At 71.2% G+C, this 19,301-nt stretch carries 19 protein-coding genes and 1 pseudogene; 11 read left to right on the top strand and 9 right to left on the bottom strand.

All coding sequences use genetic code 11. The features are described from left to right. A partial coding sequence (locus CA983_RS23835; RefSeq protein WP_244207081.1) for an IucA/IucC family protein occupies positions 1-631 on the bottom strand: 631 nt, incomplete at its 3' end. 110 nt (positions 632-741) lie between these two features. On the opposite strand from CA983_RS23835, the gene CA983_RS23830 reads away from it, so the two are divergent. From CA983_RS23830 to CA983_RS23820, 3 genes are read left to right on the top strand one after another with little or no spacing between them, the layout of a single operon-like run. Next, positions 742-2,235, top strand: a complete 1,494-nt coding sequence (locus CA983_RS23830; protein WP_086602930.1) for an IucA/IucC family protein — start codon at positions 742-744, stop codon at positions 2,233-2,235. Positions 2,236-2,295: 60 nt separating this feature from the next. After that, positions 2,296-3,570 (top strand): VWA domain-containing protein, encoded by a 1,275-nt coding sequence (locus CA983_RS23825; protein ID WP_086602929.1) that lies wholly within the window; start codon positions 2,296-2,298, stop codon positions 3,568-3,570. Next, complete coding sequence (locus CA983_RS23820) at positions 3,570-4,361, top strand: hypothetical protein (protein ID WP_086602928.1); 792 nt, start codon at positions 3,570-3,572, stop codon at positions 4,359-4,361. Before CA983_RS23825 ends, CA983_RS23820 begins: the two co-directional genes overlap by 1 nt. A gap of 401 nt (positions 4,362-4,762) precedes the next feature. Here the strand turns inward: CA983_RS23820 and CA983_RS23815 are convergent, their stop codons facing one another. Then, complete coding sequence (locus CA983_RS23815) at positions 4,763-5,389, bottom strand: winged helix-turn-helix transcriptional regulator (RefSeq protein WP_086602927.1); 627 nt, start codon at positions 5,387-5,389, stop codon at positions 4,763-4,765. Between the two features lie 86 nt (positions 5,390-5,475). On the opposite strand from CA983_RS23815, the gene CA983_RS23810 reads away from it, so the two are divergent. From CA983_RS23810 to CA983_RS23790, 5 genes and pseudogenes are all read left to right on the top strand, one after another. Further along, complete coding sequence (locus CA983_RS23810; protein ID WP_086602926.1) at positions 5,476-6,684, top strand: pyridoxal phosphate-dependent aminotransferase; 1,209 nt, start codon at positions 5,476-5,478, stop codon at positions 6,682-6,684. Between the two features lie 80 nt (positions 6,685-6,764). Continuing rightward, complete coding sequence (locus CA983_RS23805; RefSeq protein ID WP_086602925.1) at positions 6,765-7,394, top strand: hypothetical protein; 630 nt, start codon at positions 6,765-6,767, stop codon at positions 7,392-7,394. 65 nt (positions 7,395-7,459) lie between these two features. Continuing rightward, a complete protein-coding gene (locus CA983_RS23800; RefSeq protein WP_086602924.1) occupies positions 7,460-7,882 on the top strand; it encodes an acyl-CoA thioesterase in 423 nt (140 codons plus the stop codon). Between the two features lie 135 nt (positions 7,883-8,017). Next, positions 8,018-8,698: a hypothetical protein gene (locus tag CA983_RS48050; protein WP_244207079.1), complete on the top strand. Its 681-nt coding sequence runs from the start codon at positions 8,018-8,020 to the stop codon at positions 8,696-8,698. A gap of 39 nt (positions 8,699-8,737) precedes the next feature. Beyond that, a pseudogene (locus CA983_RS23790) lies at positions 8,738-9,327 on the top strand (transposase). Positions 9,328-9,491: 164 nt separating this feature from the next. Here the strand turns inward: CA983_RS23790 and CA983_RS23785 are convergent. The 7 genes from CA983_RS23785 to CA983_RS23755 all read right to left on the bottom strand — a co-directional run bounded on the left by CA983_RS23785 (position 9,492) and on the right by CA983_RS23755 (position 15,262). Continuing rightward, on the bottom strand, positions 9,492-10,880 hold the full coding sequence (locus CA983_RS23785; protein WP_086602923.1) for a nucleobase:cation symporter-2 family protein: 1,389 nt from the start codon (positions 10,878-10,880) through the stop codon (positions 9,492-9,494). A gap of 226 nt (positions 10,881-11,106) precedes the next feature. Then, positions 11,107-12,486: an 8-oxoguanine deaminase gene (locus CA983_RS23780; RefSeq protein WP_086602922.1), complete on the bottom strand. Its 1,380-nt coding sequence runs from the start codon at positions 12,484-12,486 to the stop codon at positions 11,107-11,109. Between the two features lie 118 nt (positions 12,487-12,604). Then, positions 12,605-13,528, bottom strand: a complete 924-nt coding sequence (gene pucL, locus CA983_RS23775; protein WP_086602921.1) for a factor-independent urate hydroxylase — start codon at positions 13,526-13,528, stop codon at positions 12,605-12,607. Between the two features lie 6 nt (positions 13,529-13,534). Continuing rightward, on the bottom strand, positions 13,535-13,948 hold the full coding sequence (gene uraH, locus CA983_RS23770; protein WP_086602920.1) for a hydroxyisourate hydrolase: 414 nt from the start codon (positions 13,946-13,948) through the stop codon (positions 13,535-13,537). Between the two features lie 7 nt (positions 13,949-13,955). After that, entirely contained in the window at positions 13,956-14,465 is a 510-nt protein-coding gene (gene uraD / locus CA983_RS23765) for a 2-oxo-4-hydroxy-4-carboxy-5-ureidoimidazoline decarboxylase (protein ID WP_086602919.1), read from the bottom strand. Between the two features lie 180 nt (positions 14,466-14,645). Then, positions 14,646-15,014: a helix-turn-helix domain-containing protein gene (locus tag CA983_RS23760; protein WP_086602918.1), complete on the bottom strand. Its 369-nt coding sequence runs from the start codon at positions 15,012-15,014 to the stop codon at positions 14,646-14,648. Beyond that, a complete protein-coding gene (locus CA983_RS23755) occupies positions 15,011-15,262 on the bottom strand; it encodes a YkoF family thiamine-binding protein (RefSeq protein WP_059419634.1) in 252 nt (83 codons plus the stop codon). The genes CA983_RS23760 and CA983_RS23755 overlap by 4 nt, the downstream gene beginning before the upstream one ends. A 401-nt stretch (positions 15,263-15,663) precedes the next feature. Between CA983_RS23755 and CA983_RS23750 the strand changes: the two genes are divergently transcribed. The 3 genes from CA983_RS23750 to CA983_RS23740 all read left to right on the top strand — a co-directional run bounded on the left by CA983_RS23750 (position 15,664) and on the right by CA983_RS23740 (position 19,071). Beyond that, complete coding sequence (locus tag CA983_RS23750; protein WP_086602917.1) at positions 15,664-16,485, top strand: TIM barrel protein; 822 nt, start codon at positions 15,664-15,666, stop codon at positions 16,483-16,485. A gap of 25 nt (positions 16,486-16,510) precedes the next feature. After that, positions 16,511-17,404: a 2-hydroxy-3-oxopropionate reductase gene (locus CA983_RS23745; RefSeq protein WP_086602916.1), complete on the top strand. Its 894-nt coding sequence runs from the start codon at positions 16,511-16,513 to the stop codon at positions 17,402-17,404. Positions 17,405-17,613: 209 nt separating this feature from the next. Further along, positions 17,614-19,071, top strand: a complete 1,458-nt coding sequence (locus CA983_RS23740; protein ID WP_086602915.1) for a catalase — start codon at positions 17,614-17,616, stop codon at positions 19,069-19,071. Positions 19,072-19,301 lie beyond the last annotated feature (230 nt).

Genomic DNA, 19,301 nt, shown 5'->3' with positions numbered 1-19,301 from the left:
GGAGGGCGTCCAGGGCCGAGGTGTCGCCCTCCTCGACGACGGTGTCCTCGCGCAGCCCGAGCAGGGCCAGCGGGAAACGGGCGTACGCCTCGGGCGCGTATGGCAGCCAGCCGGCGGCGGGGCCGCCGCCGCGCGCCTTGGGGGCCGGGTGGTGGGTGTGGCCGGTCAGGAGGCACTGCTCGGAACGCAGATAGGGGTCGTCTGGCGGGGTGGCCCGGGCGCGGGCGGCCAGCAGCGCGGCCACGGCGTCCCGGCTGTCGATCATCTCGGCGGGCAGTTCGGAGTTGGACAGGCCGGTTCTGCGGCGGAGTTCCTCGGCGGTGAGCTTGACCAGTTCGGCGTGGGTGAGGCGGTGCCAGGCGCCGTCCGCGTGCACCTCGGGTCCGGTGGGCCGGCGGCGGCCCCGCACCCGCAGCAGGCGGCCGCTGGTCCGCAGCCGGTACACGCCCGGCTCGACGCGCTCCGCCACCTCCCGCAGCAGGCAGTTCAGCAGCGGCACGGCGGCGTACGCATCGGCCCGTTCGGCGAGAACGCCTGAGACCGGGTCGTCCTGGGCGGAGTCRCCGGGGGAGGATGCGCCCTGGGCGGAGTCGTCGCCGTCGGGCGGGGGCATGAGGTCCACGCGTTCCACTCGTTCCCTGCGGTCCCTTCCGGATTTCCGGACTTCCGGGCGGAGATGATCAGTATGCGTGTCGTCGTCATCCCGCCGTGACGCCCTATTCGTACCCGAGGAGCCCGCCCGTGCACCGTTCCCCCACCGCCGAGGCCGAGGTCGCCGACGAACTGGCCGTCGTACGGCCCGGTCTCCTGCCGCGGTACGAGGCCGAACTGCCCGGCGCCCGGGCGGCCGTGCTGTCCCGCCTGTGGCGAGGTCTCGCCCACGATCCGCTGCCCTGGGTCACCCGCGGCGAGCAGGGCGGGGACGGGCTGACCCTGTACCTGTCCGACGGCCGCCGGCTGCACGGCCCGCGGCCGGATCCGTACGCGACCGGCGCGTACGTCACCGTCGTACGGCTCGACGATGCGGAGTACGACGATCCGGCCCGGCTGGTGACCGACCTCGCCGTACCGCACTCCGCGTCCTTCGCCGCCGAACTCGGGCACAGCGTCGCCTCGTTGGCGCTGTCGAGAGCGGGGCAGGAGGGGCGCGCGACGGACGGGTGGCCGGAGCGCGACTGGGAGTGGGAGCAGCGGATCGTCGACGGGCATCCGTTCCATCCCACGTGCCGGTCCCGGCCCGGTTTCTCGGTGGCCGAGCAGCTCGCCTACGGGCCCGAGCACCGGCCGGTGGTGGAGCTGGGGCTGGTGCCGGTGCGGGCGGAGGAGTGCCTGGTGACGGGGGCGTGGCCGCGGGAGCTGCGGGACGGGGATCGGGTGGTGCTGCCGGTGCACCCGTGGCAGGCGGCGCACGTGCTGAAGCGGGTGTGCGAGGAGCGGCGCGCCGGGCATCCCCTGATGGCGCTGCGGACGCTGGCGCTGCCCGGCGGGCCGCACGTCAAGACCTCGCTCAGTGCCCGGCTGACGTCGTCGGTGCGGGACATCTCGCTGCCCTCGGTCGCCGCTTCCGCGGTGCTGTCGGAGTTCGCGGAGACGCCGGCGGCGCACACCGACGGGCTGCTGCACGTGACCCGCACCCTGGGCGCGGCGGCCGGCTCCCCCGACTTCGCGGCCGTCCTGCGGGAGCCGCCGGAGGCCTATGCGACGGGTGGCGAACGGGTCCTGCCGGTGGCGGCGCTCGCCACCACCGATCTCCCCCGCTCCCCCGCCTGGCTGGCCGGCTTCGCGCGCCTCGCCCTCACCGTCGGTCTGCGGCTGCTGGAGCTGGGCGTGGCCCTGGAGGCGCACGGCCAGAACCTCCTGGTGATCCTGTCGCCGGCGGGCGATCCGCTGCGGCTGGTCTACCGCGACCTGGCCGACATCCGCGTCAGCCCGGCCCGCCTCGCCCGGCACGGCATCACGGTGCCCGATCTGCCCGCCCGGATGGTCACGGACGACGAGCGCACGCTCCGCCGCAAGCTGTTCGGCTCGCTGGTCGCGGGAGCGCTGGCCGGCACGGCGGGGTCGGGGGCGGCGCTCACGGAGGCGCTGGAGACGGCCGTACGGGATCTGCCCCGTACCCCGGACCTCGCGGCGCTGCGCGCGGGCCCGCTGCCCACCAAGGCGCTGACGCTGATGCGGCTCTCGCCGCAGACGGCCGGGGACCAGTGGGCGGAACTGCCCAACCCGCTTGCCTGAGCCCCGTTTTGCCTGAGCTCCGTTTTGGAACACCGCGCCGGTGATCAATAAGATCCGCCGATGATCACAAGAAAACGGCCGGTGGCGGCGGTCTGCGCCCTGCTCGCCGCGTTGACGGCCGGGCTCGCCTTCCCGGCCGGAGCGAACGCCGGTGAACCCACGGGCCAGGACGCCCCCAAGGTGGACCTCGTCCTCGATGTGAGCGGCTCGATGCGGGCGCGGGACATCGACGGACAGTCGCGGATGGCCGCCGCGAAGCAGGCCTTCAACGAGGTGCTCGACGCGACGCCCGAGGAGGTCGAACTCGGCATCCGCACCCTCGGCGCCGACTACCCCGGCGACGACCGCAAGACGGGCTGCAAGGACACCGCGCAGCTCTACCCGGTCGGCCCACTGGACCGCACCGAGGCCAAGGCGGCCGTCGCCACGCTCACCCCGACCGGCTGGACGCCGATCGGCCCGGCCCTGCTCAAGGCGGCCGACGACCTGGACGGCGGCGACGGCTCCAAGCGCATCGTGCTGATCAGCGACGGCGAGGACACCTGCGCCCCGCTCGATCCGTGCGAGGTGGCCCGCGAGATCGCCGCCAAAGGCATCGGCCTGACCATCGACACGCTGGGCCTGGTGCCGACGGCCAAGCTGAGCAGGCAGCTGAGCTGCATCGCCGAGGCCACCGGCGGCTCGTACACCTCCGTGGAGCACCAGGACGAACTCACCGACCGGGTCAACGAGTTGGTGGACCGGGCGGCCGATCCGGTGGTGACGCCGGTGCCGGTGGAGGGCGCCGCCGAGTGCACCGGGGCACCGGCGCTGAAGTCCGGGCTGTTCACGGACCGGGAGGAGTTCGGGCAGCAGCGCTGGTACCGGGTGGACGTGCTGCCGGGCCAGGAGCTGCGGGCCTCGGTGAGCGTGGCGGCCGACCGTGCCGTGAACCCCGGCTACGGGGTGCTGCTGCGGGCGGTCACGACGCACGGCCGGGAGATCGTGCGCGGCGAGGCGGCGGGCAACGGCCGTACGGATGTGATCTCGACGGGTCTCAGGTACCCCGAGCCCRAGCGTGACGGCACCGACAGCGACAAGCCGGCCGCGGAGACCGTGTGCCTGGCGGTCACCCACTCCTTCTCGGCGGCCTCCGGGGTGAAGACCACGCCCGGGCTGCCGCTGGAGCTGACCGTCGATGTCGTGGACGGCCCGAGCCGGGCGGGCGACGTGGCCTCCTTCGGCCTCGGCCGCGGCTGGTGGCTGCTCGGCGCGCTGATTCTCACCGGCTTCCTCGCCGGTCTCGTCTGGGGCTGGCTCTCGCGCTGGCGGGTCGCGGTCTGGAGGACCAACTGATGCGAACGGTACGCGCTTTGAGCGCCGCGCTGCTGACCCTCGGACTGGCGGCCGCTCCGGCCGCTGCCGACGCCTCGCCGAGTCCGTCGCAGGACTCGTCGGATGCGCCCACCCGGGCGGGCACCTCCTTCCGTACGGCCACGGAGATCGAGCAGGAGCAGCGGGCCACGGCGAGCGGCTCCACGGGCGACTACCTGTACTGGTCGTTCCCCGCCGACACCGGACAGCGCCCCACGGTCAGGGCGACGGTGAAGCTGCCGGACACCCACGCCGCGCAGACCTGGCAGATCGACGTGTACGACGGTCTGCGCCGCCGCCAGGCCTGCCAGTACGGGGCACAGACCCGTACCGCGGCGGCAAACGCGCCCTCCGTGGACCTGGCCTGCGTGCTGCGCACGGTCCGCGCCTGGTCGGAGCCGTGGGCGAACGACCCGCTGCCCGGCACGTACTACATCCGCCTGACGGCGACCGGCGTCCCCACCTCCGACCTGGGCCTCCCGGTCGACACCGAAGTACGGGCCGACTCCAGGGACATCGGCGGCTCGGCGGCGGTGGACGGCTCACTGGCCGAGCCGCTGGTGCCGGGCATCGCGACGACGTCCGGGGAGGCGCAGGAGAACGCGGCCGTCCTGGCCGGCCTCGAACCGGAGGACGGCTGGGCGTCCGGCTGGTGGTCGGACCGGTGGGTGTGGACGGCGGTGGGCGGCGTGCTGGCCGCGCTGGCGGGGGTCGCCGGGTACATGCTGACCCGCGGAGCGGGACGGCCGTCACGGGTCCCGCCCGCCGGCTGAGACCGGCTCGGAAGGCCCGCACGGGTGCGGGCCTTCCGAGCCGGACCTCGCGGAGTGCCTCGCCGCACGCACTGACCCGCGGCTCAGTGCGACCCTCACGGGGCGCCGCCCAGCACCTGACCCTGCTTCAGAACGCCCACCTGCCACAGGCCTTCCGAGCCGGACCTCGCGGAGTGCCTTGCCGCACACACTGACACGCGGCGGCTCAGTGCGACCCCTCACGGAGCGCCGCCCAGCACCTGACCCTGCTTCAGAACGCCCACCTGCCACAGGCCTTCCGAGCCGGACCTCGCGGAGTGCCCCGCCGCACGCACTGACACCCGGCTGAGTGCGACCCTCACGGACGCCGCCGAACACCTGACCCTGCTTCAGAAGGCCCGCTAGCCGCCGCGGGCCTTCTCTCACACCTCGCGGAGCGCCTTGGCGAGCGTGCCCTCGCCGCTCACCTCGACCCGGCCCTCCCGCACGGCCCGGGCCAGGCTCAGCTCCCCCCGGCTGAGCGCCGTGCACGTGCCGGTGTCCAGGACCAGCCGGGCGTCCGGCTCCCCGGGGGCGGGCCCGTCGCCGTACACGGGTCCCTCCTCGGCACCGGCGTGCAGGTGGAACAGCCCCTCCTCCAGGCGGACTTCGACGAGTCCCTCCCCGTCCAGCAGGCGCAGCAGCGGCAGGGCGAACCAGTGGGCCCGCACCGCGTCCGTCGGCCGCCGCTCGCCGAGTTCCGCCTGGCCCCACTCCCCCAGCGCCTGGAGCACGGGCAGCAACTCGCCTCCGCGGGCGGTGAGTTCGTACACGGAGGCCGCGCCGGGCGGCGGCAGCCGGCGGCGGGTCGCGAGGCCGTCGCGCTCCATGTCCTTCAGCCGCGAGGCGAGTACGTCCGTGCTGACGCCGGGCAGGTCCGCGTGCAGGTCGGTGTAGCGGCGGGGACCGGCGAGGAGCTCCCGGACGATCAGCAGGGTCCAGCGGTCGCCGACGAAGTCGAGGGCACGCGCGGCGGAACAGTACTGGTCGTAGCTTCGGCGAGGTGGCATGCGACGCAGTCTAGACAACTTGTTGGACTTTCCAAGCGGCTACTTGGTAAAACCAAGCAACACAAGTCGGCGAGGGGAAGCGGCGCATGGAATTCCGGCAGTCGAGCAAACTGAGCGAGGTCTGTTACGAGATCCGCGGCCCGGTGATAGAGCACGCCAACGCGCTGGAGGAGGCCGGTCACAGCGTGCTGCGCCTGAACACCGGCAACCCGGCGCTCTTCGGGTTCGAGGCGCCGGAGGAGATCCTCCAGGACATGATCCGGATGCTGCCGCAGGCACACGGCTACACCGACTCGCGCGGCATCCTCCCCGCCCGCCGCGCCGTCGCCCAGCGCTACCAGACACTGGGCCTGGAGGTCGGCGTCGACGACGTCTTCCTCGGCAACGGCGTGTCCGAACTGGTGTCGATGGCGGTCCAGGCACTGATCGAGGACGGCGACGAGATCCTCATCCCCGCCCCGGACTTCCCCCTCTGGACGGCCGTGACGACCCTCGCGGGCGGCAGGGCGGTCCACTACCTCTGCGACGAGCAGGCGGACTGGTACCCGGACCTGGACGACATGGCGTCGAAGATCACGGACCGCACGAAGGCCGTGGTCATCATCAACCCCAACAACCCCACCGGCGCGGTCTACCCGAAGGAGATCGTCGAGGGCATCCTCGATCTCGCCCGGCGGCACGGCCTGATGGTGTTCGCCGACGAGATCTACGACCAGATCCTCTACGACGACGCCGTGCACCACTCGGCCGCCGCGCTCGCCCCCGACCTGGTGGTGCTCACCTTCTGCGGCCTGTCGAAGACGTACCGCGTGGCGGGCTTCCGCTCCGGCTGGCTGGTGGTCACGGGTCCGAGGCAGCACGCGAAGGACTACCTGGAGGGCCTCACGATGCTGGCCTCCATGCGGCTGTGCGCCAACGCCCCCGCCCAGTACGCCATCCAGGCCGCGCTGGGCGGCCGGCAGTCCATCCGCGACCTCACCCTGCCGGGCGGCCGCCTGCGCGAACAGCGCGACGTGGCCTGGGAGAAGCTCAACGAGATTCCCGGCGTGACGTGCGTGAAGCCGAAGGGGGCGCTCTACGCGTTCCCGCGTCTCGACCCCAAGGTGCACAAGATCCACGACGACGAGAAGTTCGTCCTGGACCTGCTGCTGCGGGAGAAGATCCAGGTGGTGCAGGGCACGGGCTTCAACTGGCCGGCCCCCGATCACTTCCGGATCCTGACCCTCCCCTACGCCGATGACCTGGAGGCGGCGATCGGGCGCATCGGGCGGTTCCTGGGCGGATACCGGCAGTAGGCGCGATTGTCAGTGGTGGGTCGTAGCCTTCCAGCAGGTGGGGCGAGTGCCCCGGGGCCTGTGCCGGAAAGGAGCACGCCGTGACCCGACCGCCGACCGCCGCGCAGCGGCGTGTCATCGACGCCGCAGATCCGGTGACCGGCCGGCTGCGGGGTACGGAGGCACAGCTGGCGGCGCTGGTGAAGCGGGGGCTCGCCTTCCGGCACCCCCGGCCGCCGCACGACCACTTCCTGACGCCGGAGGGCCACCGGGTCCGGCAGGGCGTCACCCAGGTGCCCGAGCCCGCCTCTGAGGCCCCCGCCACCGCCGGTGTGTTCGCCGCGCGCGTCGGCGGCGAGGAGGGGGCGCCGGAGACCGGGCCCGCCCGGCGCCGTGAGGTGCACAGCGCCTGGCAGGGACTGCTGGAGCTGCGCCGGATGACCAACCCGGACGGTGCGGTGGAGCGGCCGTGCGGCTGGGAGCGCACGCATCTCGTGCAGGCCGCCGCACTGGCGCTGGAGGCGGCCGGACACCGCCCGGCCGGGCGGGACGACGGGGGCTACCGGGTGCGGGAGACCCCGCAGCCGGAGGCCGTCGCCGTGTACGAGCCGGACGGCGAGGCGCTGCGGACCTGCGCGGCCACTTTGGAGGGGGCAGGCTGGCAGGTGAGCGAACACCGCGAGCCCCGCACCGGGACTCGCTATCTCCTGGCCTCGCCGCGCCGGGCGTGAGGGGCATGCCAAGATCGGTGGATCGTTGTGTACGCCACGAGAGTCCGGTGCGAGAAGGGAAGCCCATGAGCGAGCCGTTTTCCGTCCCGGTGACCGTCCGCGGTTACGAGACCGACGTACAGGGTCACCTGAACCAGAGCGTGTATCTGAACTACGCGGAACACGCCCGCTGGTCGTTACTGCAGGCCGCGGGGATCAGCCAGTCCGCCCTGATAGGCAGCGGCGTGGGCCCGGTCTCGCTGGAGACGACCATCCGCTACAAGCGGGAGTTGCTCGCGGGCGACGAGGTCGAGGTGACCTGCGCCTTCGCCTGGGGCGAGGGCAAGACCTTCCGCATCGAGCAGACGGTCCGCAAGACCGACGGCACGGTGGCGGCCGAGATCACGGCGGTCGGCGGCCTGCTGGACCTGAAGGCCCGCAAGCTGGTCCCGGGCCCCCAGGAGTACTTCAGGAAGCTGGCGTCGGACCCGGGCCTGTTCGGACTGTAGGCCGCCTTAGTCCGTGTCCTACGTGGTGAGACGGATGAGGCGTAGGAAGATCTCACAGCCACGTTCCGTGAGTGCTTGTGTGTATGAGTACGCATACTCATGCGGGGCGCGCGACGCCGGCCGGAGACTGCGTCCATGACACGGATCTTCGCTTCCATCAGCCCACTTGTCCGCCCCCGGCGTGCCCTGACGGCAACCGCACTCGCTACCTTGGTGCTTGCCGGCTGCGGGAGCGAGAGCCCGAGTGACGGTGGATCTGAGAGCAAGCCGGGTAGCAGCGTCGGCGCCGAGAAGAGTGCCACATCGTCGGGGCCCGAGCAGGCGGGGTTCATGGCGATGCTCGACAAAATTGCGCAGCCATGTCTTGAGACCGGGACCGGGACCGAGACCGGGCCAGGCCCGTCTCGCAAGAGGCCAACCGGCTCGGCGAAGGAGGGGAAGGAGAGCCTCGCTCCCGGCGAGACCCCTCCGGCTGTCCCGATCGAGCCTGGCGCCCCCACGGGTCCCGAGGCGGAGCTGAACGACCGAGACTGGTGCATGAGCGTCCAGCACGAACAGCGCATTGTCCAGGCGCTGCAGGCGGTTTCGGAGCCCACCCCTGCCAAGGTCAGGAAGGTCCTGAACGACCTTGGTTACATCGACGAACGCATCCACGGCCTCAGGCAGGACGGCAAGGTCACGCGCTTCTACCTGGACCTGCGCGAGAAGGGAGGCCGTCTCTGCGAGGAGGGCTTGGCGGCGGGCGTGGAAACGGACAGCTCCGCGTGTGTCGCCTCCGCTGTGGGACCTTTCACAGTTGCCGGTCCAGGGGAGTAAGACTGTGTCCTTCGTGGTGAGGCGGTCGTTGACGCCGGTATGGGGCGTGGAACATGGAGTTGGATCGTTCCGGACGGACTGTGGGAGATCGCCAAGCCGTTGATCCCTCCACCGAGGGTGCGTCCGCAGGGTGGCGGGACGCAGGACACGCCTGATGAGACGCTGTTCGCGGCGATCGTCTACGTGCTGGTGAGCGGTTGCGCCTGGCGGGCGTTGCCGCCGCGCTTCGGGATATCGAAGTCGACCGCTCGCCGACGGTTCCTGATCCGGTCGAGAGCCGGTGTCTGGGGTCGTCTGCACGAGGCCGAGCCACCAAACGCGACACGACCCCTACCGCGGACGGTACTTCAAGCCGCAGCGGCTCCATGCGGACAAGGCGTACGCCGTTCCCCACCTGCGAAAGTGGCTGTGGGGTAAGCACATCGGTGTGCGCATCGCCCGCAAAGGAGTCGAGTCCAGCGAACGGCTCGGCCGCCGCAGGTGGGTCATCGAGCGGACCATGTCCTGGCTGTCGGGCTACCGTCGGCTCAGCCCTCGCTGCGAAAGGAAACCACGCAACTATCTTGGCGTTTCTCGGACTCGCCGCAGCCCTGTGCTGCTACAAACGGCTCGTCCGCCTCACCACGTAGGACACGGTCTTAGCTCGGCCGTGTACGCGCCCCGGACCCGCCGGGCCGCCTCGACCTCCCGGCGGGTTCATCGGTCCGTCTCCCCTCGTCCCCTGTCCCCCCGGTCAACGGTGAGTTGACCGAGGCAGAAGCCTGAGCGGAGTCCGGAGCTGTTCTGGCCGATCTCACGGTGCTGCCGGGGCACGGGGGACGCCCGTGATCTCCTCGCCCGCCTCCATCGGGTGGGTCACGTCGTGGGCGTCCCGGCCGCCCCCGCCCAGGTGGTTGAAGACCAGGTTCAGCAGGACCGCCGCGACACAGCCCGTCGAGATGCCCGAGTCCAGGACGATCCGCGCCGTCTCCGGGAAGGCGTGGTAGAACTCCGGGGCCGTGATGGGGATGATCCCGACGGCCAGGGAGACGGCCACGATCAGGACGTTGTTGTCCTTGTCCAGGCCGGCCCGGACCAGGGTCTGGATGCCGCTGGCCGCGACCGAGCCGAACAGGACCACGCCCGCCCCGCCGAGCACCGGGCGCGGTACGACGGCGATCAGCGAGGCGGCCATCGGGCACAGGCCCATCAGCACCAGGAAACCACCGCCGACGGCGACGACGTAGCGGCTGCGGATCTTCGTCATCGCGACCAGGCCGATGTTCTGCGCGAAGGCGCTGCACATGAAGCCGTTGAACAGCGGGCTGATCGCGGAGCCGAGGGTGTCGGCGCGCAGGCCGGCCGCGATGGTCTTCTCGTCGGCCGGGCGGTCGACGATCTCACCCAGCGCCAGCATGTCGGCGGTCGACTCGGTCATCGACACCACCATCACCACGCACAGGGAGAGGATCGCGGCGAGCTGGAACTGCGGGGCGCCGAAGTGGAACGGGGTCGGGAAGCCGATGACCGCCGCGTCCGCGACCGGTCCGAAGTCCGTGGCGCCGAACGGGATCGCGATCAGCGTGCCCGCGACCAGGCCGAGCAGCACCGCGATCTGCTTGACGAAGCCCCGGGTGAAGCGCCGCAGCAGCAGGACGATGACGAGGGTGCCGGCGGCCAGCCCCAGGTTGGTCGCCGAACCGTAGTCGTGCGCCGCCGGGTCGGGGCCCTGCGCCCAGCCGAAGGCGACCGGGAGCAGGGAGATGCCGATCAGGGTGATGACCGTGCCCGTCACGACCGGCGGGAAGAAGCGGACCGCCTTGCAGAAGACGGGGGCGGCTATGAAGCCGAGGAGTCCGGCGACGATGACCGCGCCGAAGATGACCGGCAGGGCGTCGGACTTGTCCTCGGTGGAGGCGACGATCGCGGTCATCGGGGCGACACCGGCGAAGGTGACGCCGTTGACGAACGGCAGCCGGGCGCCGATCTTCCAGATGCCGAGGGTCTGCAGGATCGTGGCGAGGCCCGCGGTGAACAGGCAGGCGCCGGTGAGGAAGGTCAGGTCGGTGGCGGAAAGGCCGATGGCCGCGCCGACGATCAGGGGTGGGGCGACGACTCCCGCGTACATCGCGGCCACATGTTGGAGGCCGGTCGTCGCCATCTTGAGCGCGGGGAGTTTTTCGTCAACGGGGTGGTCGGCCACGGCGGTTTCCCTCCGGTCGGTTACACGGCTGCGCCTCATGGCTGCCGTGGGTGTCAGGGAGGTGGTGCGGGTGGTCGTGCGGGACCGGACATGCATGTGGGCGGGGGTGGCCGTTCCGGGGCGCGCGCGTTCACGCGCACGCCCCGGAGACGGCCGCCGGGGACCCCGCTCGGGTCCGCGGCCACCGGCCGGGAGCCGTCCCTCCCGGCCGGAGTCATCCGGGTGTTCAGCCCTGCGCGGCGATTCTCGCCAGCCGCTGGGCCTCGTCCCGCGTGGAGCGGGCGATGGCGTCCTCGTCGGCCGTGAGCAGCCGCCCGTCCGCGACGATCTGCCGGCCGTCCACGAAGGACGCGGTGACCGGGGCCGCCGCACCGAAGACCAGCGCGGTCACCGGGTCGGCGATGGAGGCGTGGGCGAGCGTGTCCAGCTTCCACAGGACCAGGTCGGCGAGCTTGCCCGGCTCCAGTGAGCCGGTCTCCGCCGCCCGGCCCAGCACCTGGGCGCCGCCGTAGGTGCCCAGGCGCAGGGCCTGGCGGGCGTTCAGGGCGGCCTCCCGGTGCGCGCCGAGGCGGTTGATGAGGAGGGCGTTGCGCAGCTCGGTGTGGAGTTCGCCGGACTCGTTCGAGGCGGTGCCGTCGACGCCGAGGCCGACCGGGACACCGGCGGCGAGCATGTCGGGGACGCGGGCGATACCGGCGGCGAGGCGGGCGTTGGACGACGGGCAGTGCGCGACGCCGGTCCTCGTGCGGGCGAAGGCGGCGATGTCGGAGTCGTTCATGTGGACGCAGTGCGCCATCCACACGTCCTCGCCGAGCCAGCCGGTGGACTCGAAGTAGTCGGTCGGGCCCATGCCGAACAGTTCGTGGCAGAACTTCTCCTCCTCCACGGTCTCCGAGCCGTGGGTGTGGAGCCGTACGCCGAGGCGGCGGGCGAGCTGGGCGCCGTCCCGCAGCAGTTCGGTGGAGACGGAGAAGGGCGAGCAGGGCGCGACGGCGACCTGGGTCATGGCGTCGAAGGAGGAGTCGTGGTGCTGCCGGACGGTCTCCTCGGTGGCGGCCAGCGCCCCGTCGAGGGTCTCGACGGCGAAGTCCGGGGGCAGGCCGCCGTCCTTCTCGCTGCGGTCCATGGAGCCGCGGGCGAGGGTGAAGCGGACGCCCATGTCGCGGGCGGCGCCGATGATCGCGCCGGACAGGTCGCCGGAGCCGTGCGGGAAGACGTAGTGGTGGTCCATGGCGGTGGTGACGCCGCCGCGGGCCATCATCGCGAGCGAGCCCTGGGCCGCCGCGCGCACCATGGGCTCGTCGATGCGCGCCCAGACGGGATACAGCGCGACCAGCCAGTCGAAGAGGTTGTGGTCCGTGGCCAGGCCCCGGGTGATCCACTGGTAGAAGTGGTGGTGGGTGTTGATCAGTCCGGGGGTGACGAGGTGACCGGAGGCGTCGATACGGCGTACGACGTTGTCCAGGCCCTCGGGTGCTCTGCCCGCGCCGAGCGACTCGATGCGGTTGCCGGCGAGGACGACGTGACCGGAGGCGTACTCGGTGTCGTCGGCGTCGACGGTCGCGATCGCACAGTTCTCGATGACGATGCGCTGGGCTGCTGCCATGGTTCGTCCTTTGCGCTGAGGTGGAGGGGGCACGGCAGGACCCTGGGGGTTTGAGTGCCGTGGCCGAGGAGAGGGTTCCCCGGCCACGGGTGCCGAAAGAGGGAACGTCGAAGGGACGTCAGAGGTTGGTGAGGTCCACGGGGATCTTCGCCTCGCAGCCGTCCCGCAGGATCGTCGCCTCGATCAGGCCGTAGGGGCGGTCGGCGGCGTAGTACACCTCGTTGTCGTTCTTCAGCCCGAAGGGCTCCAGATCGACCAGGAAGTGGTGCTTGTTCGGGAGGGAGAAGCGGACCTCGTCGATCTCGCTGCGGTTGTTGATGATCCGCGCGCCCATCTGGTACAGCGTCTGCTGGAGCGAGAGCGAGTACGTCTCGGCGAAGGCCTGGAGCATGTGCTTCCTCGTCTGCTCGTAGGACTTCTCCCAGTTGGGCATGCGCTGGTCGTCGTCGGTCCAGTTGAACCGCCAGCGGCCGGAGACCTGGGTGGCCAGGATGCGGTCGTAGGCCTCCTTCAGCGTCGTGTACTTGTCCTTGACGTAGCCCCAGAACTCGGAGTTGGTCGAGTTCATCACGACGAGGTCCTTCAGACCCGAGATCACCTCCCACGACGAGCCGTCGTAGGTGATCTGGGTCAGCCGGACCTCCTGGCCCTTGCGGACGAAGGAGTGCTTGACCTCGTCGGCGCCGATGAACCGCGAGTTGGCGTCGGAGGCCTCGATCCGCTCCCAGGCGTACTCCTCGATGCGGATCCGGGCCCGGTGGATCGGCTCCTGGCTGGTGACGAAGTGGCGGGCGAGGTGGATGCCGAACTGCTCGGCGGACTCGATGCCGTGCTCCTTGGCGAACGCGTACACCGTGTTCTTGGTGGTGTCGGTGGGCAGGACGTTGGCGTTCGAGCCGGAGTAGTGGACCTCTTCCATGTCGCCGCTCAGCGACACGGAGACGTTCAGGTCCTTGATGTGGTGGGTGGCGCCGTCCCGCGTGATCTTGACGACTCGGTTCTCGGCCTTGCCGTACTGGTTCTGTCCCAGAATGGTGGGCATGAGTAGCTAGCTCCCTCGGTATACGGAGTAGCCGAACGGGTTGAGCAGCAGCGGTACGTGGTAGTGCTCGCCCGGTACGACGGCGAACGTGATCGCCACCTCCGGGAAGAACACCCCGGCGCCGCTGTCCCGATTCGCGGGGGCGTCCTGCTGCGCATCGGCTTGCTTCTTCGCGACCTTCGCGTTCTGTTCGAAGTACGCCTCGACGGCGAAGTCGAGCCGTACGTGGGTGGTCCCCTCCGGCAGGGCCGGGAGGTCCTTGCACCGGCCGTCCGCGTCGGTCGCGGAGCCGCCGAGCGCCTGCCAGTCCGCCGCGCGCCCGCTGCGGGCGGAGAGCCGGACGGCGACGCCCTCGGCGGGGCGGCCGGCGCTGGTGTCCAGGATGTGCGTGGACACGGAGGCGGTGGCGGAGGTGCTCATGCTGCTGTCAGTCCTCTTCGACGAGTCGGGCCAGGCGGATGCGGTTGATCTTCCCCAGTTCGGTGCGGACGATCTCCTGCTCCCGCTCCGGCGTGTTGCCGATCCGTTCCCTGACCGCGTCGCGCATCTGCTCGCCGGTCCGGCCGGTGGCGCAGATCAGGAAGACGTGGCCGAACTTCTCCTGGTAGGCGAGGTTCAGCTCCAGCATCTCCGCCTTGAGCGCGTCGGAGGCGCCGGCCATGCCGCGCTGCTCCCGGGCCGAGGTGGGATCGCCGGGTTTCGGGCGGCCGATGGGCGGGTGGCCGGCCATCGCCTCCGCGAGGTCCGCTGCCGTGAGCTCCGCCATGGCGGCGTCGCTCGCGGCGTACAGCGCCTCGGGGGTGGCGTAGGGGCGGGCGGCGAGCAGCCGCTTCGCCCACGCCGTGGAGGCGCACGCCTCATGGAGCGCGGTGAAGGCCGCGTGCTCCTCGAGGGCGTTGAACCGGGCCAGGCCCGGCGGCGTGGAAGTGGAAGTCACGGGAGCCTCCGTGGCCGGGTACGGCCTTCGTGCTGAACGGGCGTGCCGATAGCTAACGCCCTCCCGCGACAACACGTCAACAGTTTGTTGAAAATTCCGTGTGTCGGAACCCGGCGAGACGGCGAAACCGGGCATGAGGCCGGTCAGGGCACGAGCCTGGCAGGGCATGAGCCCGGTCGGTCAGGTCCCCTTCTCGCGGTTGAGGTAGTTGTAGACGGTGAAGCGGCTGACGCCCAGGGCGCCGGCCACGGTCTCCACCCCGTGCCGTACGGAGAAGGCGCCGCGCGCCTCGAGTATCCGTACGACCTCCTGTTTGGCCTTGCGGTCCAGGTCGGCCAGCGGCATGCCCTTGCGGCGCTCCATCGCGGCGAGGATGTGGTCGAGGGAGTCGGCGAGCTGCGGCAGCCGTACGGCGACGGCGTCGGTGCCCTCCCAGGACAGGACGACGTCGTCGGGGCCGGCCTCGTCCGGCGGGATCATCTCGCCACCCATGGCGTCGACCAGGGGCTTCACGGCCGCGATGAACGGCTCGTCCCCGGCGCCGCTCATGCCTCGCCCTCCTCGATCACGTTGACCTGGAGCGAGACCCGGGTGGCGCCCGCCTCCAGGGTCTTGCGGAGCAGGGCGTCCACGGCGGTGAGCACCGCGTCGGCGCCGCCCTCGGCGGTGTTGCCGAACGGGCCGACGTCCACGGCGTCCAGTTCGGCGGCCTCCACGACCTCGCGGGCGACCACCGCGTGCGCGGGTGCCTCGTCGAGGTCGAAGGGCTCGGTGGTGAACTCCACTCTCAGTCGCATGCTGCCCCCAGAACCGTCGTGACCTGTGCGACCCTAGCCGACGCCGGGGCGGACCGGACCGCCTGCGCGAGCACTCCGCACTCTGCGCGCGAGCACGTCTCCCCCGGTATACGCACACGTTTCCCGCACATGCGCGTTCACGCCCGCTGCACGCCGACCGCCTCCCCGGTCACGGCCAGCCGCGGAACGCCTCCGTCCGGGCCGGACAGGTCTCGGCGATCGCGAGCCACCGCGCCTCCGTGGATCGCACGGCGACCTGATCGCACAGCGCAGCCCCACCCGCCCACAGGCCGAGGCCCGCCGTCCGTCCTCTTGACAAGCCGCGACACCCGACGGCAGTCTTCCGGTAAGCAGAAAGCAACTTCCACAATGCGAAACACAGCGGAAGGGAGCGCGGCCCGATGGGATTCGCAGACCAGCGCTTCAACGTCAACCTGTCGATCCTCTTCACGGAACTCCCGCTCCTGGAGCGTCCCGCGGCCGCCGCCGCGGCCGGCTTCACGGCGGTCGAGCTGTGGTGGCCCTGGGTCGACTCGCCCACCCCTGAGCAGTCGGAGCTCGACGCGCTGCAGAAGGCCGTCGAGGACGCCGGCGTCCAGCTCACCGGCCTCAACTTCTACGCGGGCCGGCTGCCCGGCCCCGACCGTGGCGCCCTGTCGATCCCCGGCGAGGAGTCGGAGAGGTTCCGCGCCAACATCGACGTGGCGGCCGACTTCGCCGCTTCCCTGGGCTGCAGGGCACTCAACGCCCTGTACGGCAACCGCGTCGAGGGCGTGGACCCGGCCGAGCAGGACGCGCTCGCGCTGGAGAACCTGGTGCTCGCCGCCCGGGCCGCCGACCGGATCGGCGCGATCCTGCTGATCGAGGCACTCAACCAGCCCGAGTCGCCGTCGTATCCGCTGGTGTCGGCACCGGCCGCCGTCGGCGTCGTCGACCAGGTCAACGACACGACGGGGCTGGGCAACGCCCGCTTCCTCATGGATCTCTACCACCTGTCCATGAACGGCGAGGACCTGCCGCAGGTGATCGAGCGGTACGCCGCGAAGACCGGCCACGTCCAGATCGCCGACAACCCCGGCCGCGGCGCCCCCGGGACGGGCTCGCTGCCCCTCGAAGACCTCCTCGACCAGCTGAACAAGGCGGGTTACGACGGCTGGGTCGGCCTCGAGTACAAGCCGGGCGACCGCCCGAGCGCCGAGGCCTTCGACTGGCTGCCCCGCTGACCCCCGTACCGAAAGGCACCCCACCATGAGCAACGCACTGCCCAAGATCGCCTGGATCGGCCTCGGCATCATGGGCTCCCCCATGTCCGAGAACCTGATCAAGGCGGGCTACGACGTCACCGGATTCACCCTGGAGCGGGAGAAGCTGGACCGCCTCGCCGCCGCCGGTGGCACGGCCGCCGGTTCGATCGCCGAGGCCGTGCGGGACGCCGACGTCGTCATCACGATGGTGCCGGCCTCCCCGCAGGTCGAGGCCATCGCCTACGGCCCCGACGGCATCCTGGAGAACGCCAGGTCCGGCGCCCTGCTGATCGACATGTCCTCGATCACCCCGCAGACCTCGGTCGACCTGGCGAAGGCGGCCCAGGACAAGGGCATCCGCGTCCTGGACGCCCCCGTTTCCGGCGGCGAGGCCGGTGCGATCGAGGCCGTGCTGTCCATCATGGTCGGCGGCGAGCAGGCCGACTTCGACCAGGCCAGGCCGATCTTCGAGGCGCTCGGCAAGACCGTCGTGCTGTGCGGCCCGCACGGCTCCGGCCAGACCGTGAAGGCCGCCAACCAGCTGATCGTCGCCGTGAACATCCAGGCGTGCGCCGAGGCCGTGGTCTTCCTGGAGAAGTCCGGCGTGGACCTGAAGGCGGCCCTGGACGTACTCAACGGCGGCCTCGCCGGCTCGACCGTGCTGACCCGCAAGAAGGACAACTTCCTCGGCCGGGACTTCAAGCCGGGCTTCCGGATCGACCTGCACCACAAGGACATGGGCATCGTCACGGACGCCGCCCGCAACGTCGGCGCGGCCCTGCCCGTCGGCGCCGTGGTCGCCCAACTGGTCGCGTCCCTGCGTGCGCAGGGCGACGGAGGCCTGGACCACTCGGCCCTGCTGCGGGCCGTGGAGCGGCTCTCCGGCGCCCGGATCTGACCCTCGCAGACCTCAAGAGACCCCGAGGGTCCCCCATACCCCGGGCGGCGTCGCCGCTGACACCTGTCCTGTCGCGCCCAAAGCGGCGGCGCCGCCCGGACCCACCCATGCCCACCGCTTCAACAAACTGTTGACGCTCCGATCACCCCGACCCTAGGCTCCACGAAGCGGAAAGATTTTTCCGCTGCCCTCTCGTACGGAAGGTCACGATGTCGCAGCGCGTGCTCACCACCGAGTCCGGCGCCCCCGTCGCCGACAACCAGAACTCCGCCACCGCCGGCGTCGGCGGCCCGCTCCTGCTCCAGGACCAGCATCTGCTGGAGAAGCTCGCGCGCTTCAACCGCGAGCGCATCCCGGAGCGCGTGGTGCACGCCCGGGGCTCCGGCGCCTACGGCCACTTCGAGGTGACCGACGACGTCACCGGCTTCGCCCAGGCCGACTTCCTCGGCGAGGTCGGCAAGCGGACCGAGGTGTTCCTGCGCTTCTCGACCGTGGCCGACAGCCTCGGCGGCGCGGACGCGGTGCGCGACCCGCGCGGTTTCGCGGTCAAGTTCTATACGGCCGAGGGCAATTACGACCTCGTCGGCAACAACACCCCGGTGTTCTTCATCAAGGACCCGATCAAGTTCCCGGACTTCATCCACTCGCAGAAGCGCGACCCGTTCACCGGCCGTCAGGAGCCGGACAACGTCTGGGACTTCTGGGCGCACTCCCCCGAAGCCACGCACCAGGTGACCTGGCTGATGGGCGACCGCGGCATCCCGGCCTCGTACCGGCACATGAACGGCTACGGCTCGCACACCTACCAGTGGACGAACAGCCAGGGCGAGGCCTTCTTCGTCAAGTACCACTTCAAGACCAACCAGGGCATCCGCTGCCTGAGCAGCGAGCAGGCCGCCGAGCTCGCGGGCAAGGACCCGAACTCGCACCAGACGGACCTGCTCCAGGCCATCGAGCGGGGCGTGCACCCGTCCTGGACGCTCTACGTCCAGATCATGCCGGCGGCCGAGGCGGACGGTTACCGCTTCAACCCGTTCGACCTGACCAAGGTGTGGCCGCACGCCGACTACCCGCTGCGGCGCGTGGGCCGGCTGGTGCTGGACCGCAACCCGGACAACGTCTTCGCCGAGGTCGAGCAGGCCGCGTTCTCCCCGAACAACTTCGTGCCGGGCATCGGCCCCTCCCCCGACAAGATGCTCCAGGGCCGCTTGTTCGCCTACGCGGACGCCCACCGCTACCGCCTGGGCGTCAACCACACCCAGCTCGCCGTCAACGCGCCCCGGGCCACGACGGCCCAGAACTACGGCCGGGACGGCTTCATGGCGTCCAACGCCCAGGGCCGGCACGCGAAGAACTACGAGCCGAACTCCTACGACGGCCCGGTGGAGACCGGCCGCCCGCTGTCGGCCCCGCTGGCGGTGACCGGCCACACGGGCACCCACGCGGCCCCTCTGCACACCAAGGACGACGACTTCTTCCAGGCCGGCGAGCTGTACCGGCTGATGTCCGCCGACGAGAAGTCCCGGCTGGTCGCGAACATCGCCGGCGGTCTCTCGCAGGTCTCCCGCGACGACGTGATCGAGAAGAACCTCGCGCACTTCCACGCCGCCGACCCCGAGTACGGGCGGCGCGTGGAGGAGGCGGTCCGCGCCCTGCGCGAGGACTGAAACTCCCTGACCGTGTCCTACCGCCCGGGCGACCCGGATGAGGGGTGGTCGCCCCGGCACGGACGCGGGCAGGGCGCGGACCGCGGCGGAGTGTGAGCCAGTGCGGTGGTGAAGGCGTCAGGACCGGCTTCTCGACCTGAGGGAAGTCCGCTCCGGGCTCCGTCGCACCCGCCGCGGTCCCAGTACCGATACCACCCCACCCCGCAGACCCCGTCCGGCGGCGCGAACGT

The sequence above is a fragment of the Streptomyces swartbergensis genome, from assembly GCF_002148965.1.
Lineage (GTDB): Bacteria > Actinomycetota > Actinomycetes > Streptomycetales > Streptomycetaceae > Streptomyces > Streptomyces swartbergensis.
The sequence above is the reverse complement of the archived record's forward strand: the minus strand, read 5'-3'. Positions and strand labels throughout refer to the sequence as shown.

Coding starts and splice junctions, on each gene's coding strand:
- pucL (WP_086602921.1), bottom strand. CDS start 13,528: ATGCCCACCATTCTGGGACAGAACCAGTACGGCAAGGCCGAGAACCGA.
- CA983_RS23810 (WP_086602926.1), top strand. CDS start 5,476: ATGGAATTCCGGCAGTCGAGCAAACTGAGCGAGGTCTGTTACGAGATC.
- CA983_RS23760 (WP_086602918.1), bottom strand. CDS start 15,014: ATGAGCGGCGCCGGGGACGAGCCGTTCATCGCGGCCGTGAAGCCCCTG.
- CA983_RS23815 (WP_086602927.1), bottom strand. CDS start 5,389: ATGCCACCTCGCCGAAGCTACGACCAGTACTGTTCCGCCGCGCGTGCC.
- CA983_RS23820 (WP_086602928.1), top strand. CDS start 3,570: ATGCGAACGGTACGCGCTTTGAGCGCCGCGCTGCTGACCCTCGGACTG.
- CA983_RS48050 (WP_244207079.1), top strand. CDS start 8,018: ATGACACGGATCTTCGCTTCCATCAGCCCACTTGTCCGCCCCCGGCGT.
- CA983_RS23755 (WP_059419634.1), bottom strand. CDS start 15,262: ATGCGACTGAGAGTGGAGTTCACCACCGAGCCCTTCGACCTCGACGAG.
- CA983_RS23750 (WP_086602917.1), top strand. CDS start 15,664: ATGGGATTCGCAGACCAGCGCTTCAACGTCAACCTGTCGATCCTCTTC.
- CA983_RS23780 (WP_086602922.1), bottom strand. CDS start 12,486: ATGGCAGCAGCCCAGCGCATCGTCATCGAGAACTGTGCGATCGCGACC.
- CA983_RS23740 (WP_086602915.1), top strand. CDS start 17,614: ATGTCGCAGCGCGTGCTCACCACCGAGTCCGGCGCCCCCGTCGCCGAC.
- CA983_RS23800 (WP_086602924.1), top strand. CDS start 7,460: ATGAGCGAGCCGTTTTCCGTCCCGGTGACCGTCCGCGGTTACGAGACC.
- CA983_RS23745 (WP_086602916.1), top strand. CDS start 16,511: ATGAGCAACGCACTGCCCAAGATCGCCTGGATCGGCCTCGGCATCATG.
- uraH (WP_086602920.1), bottom strand. CDS start 13,948: ATGAGCACCTCCGCCACCGCCTCCGTGTCCACGCACATCCTGGACACC.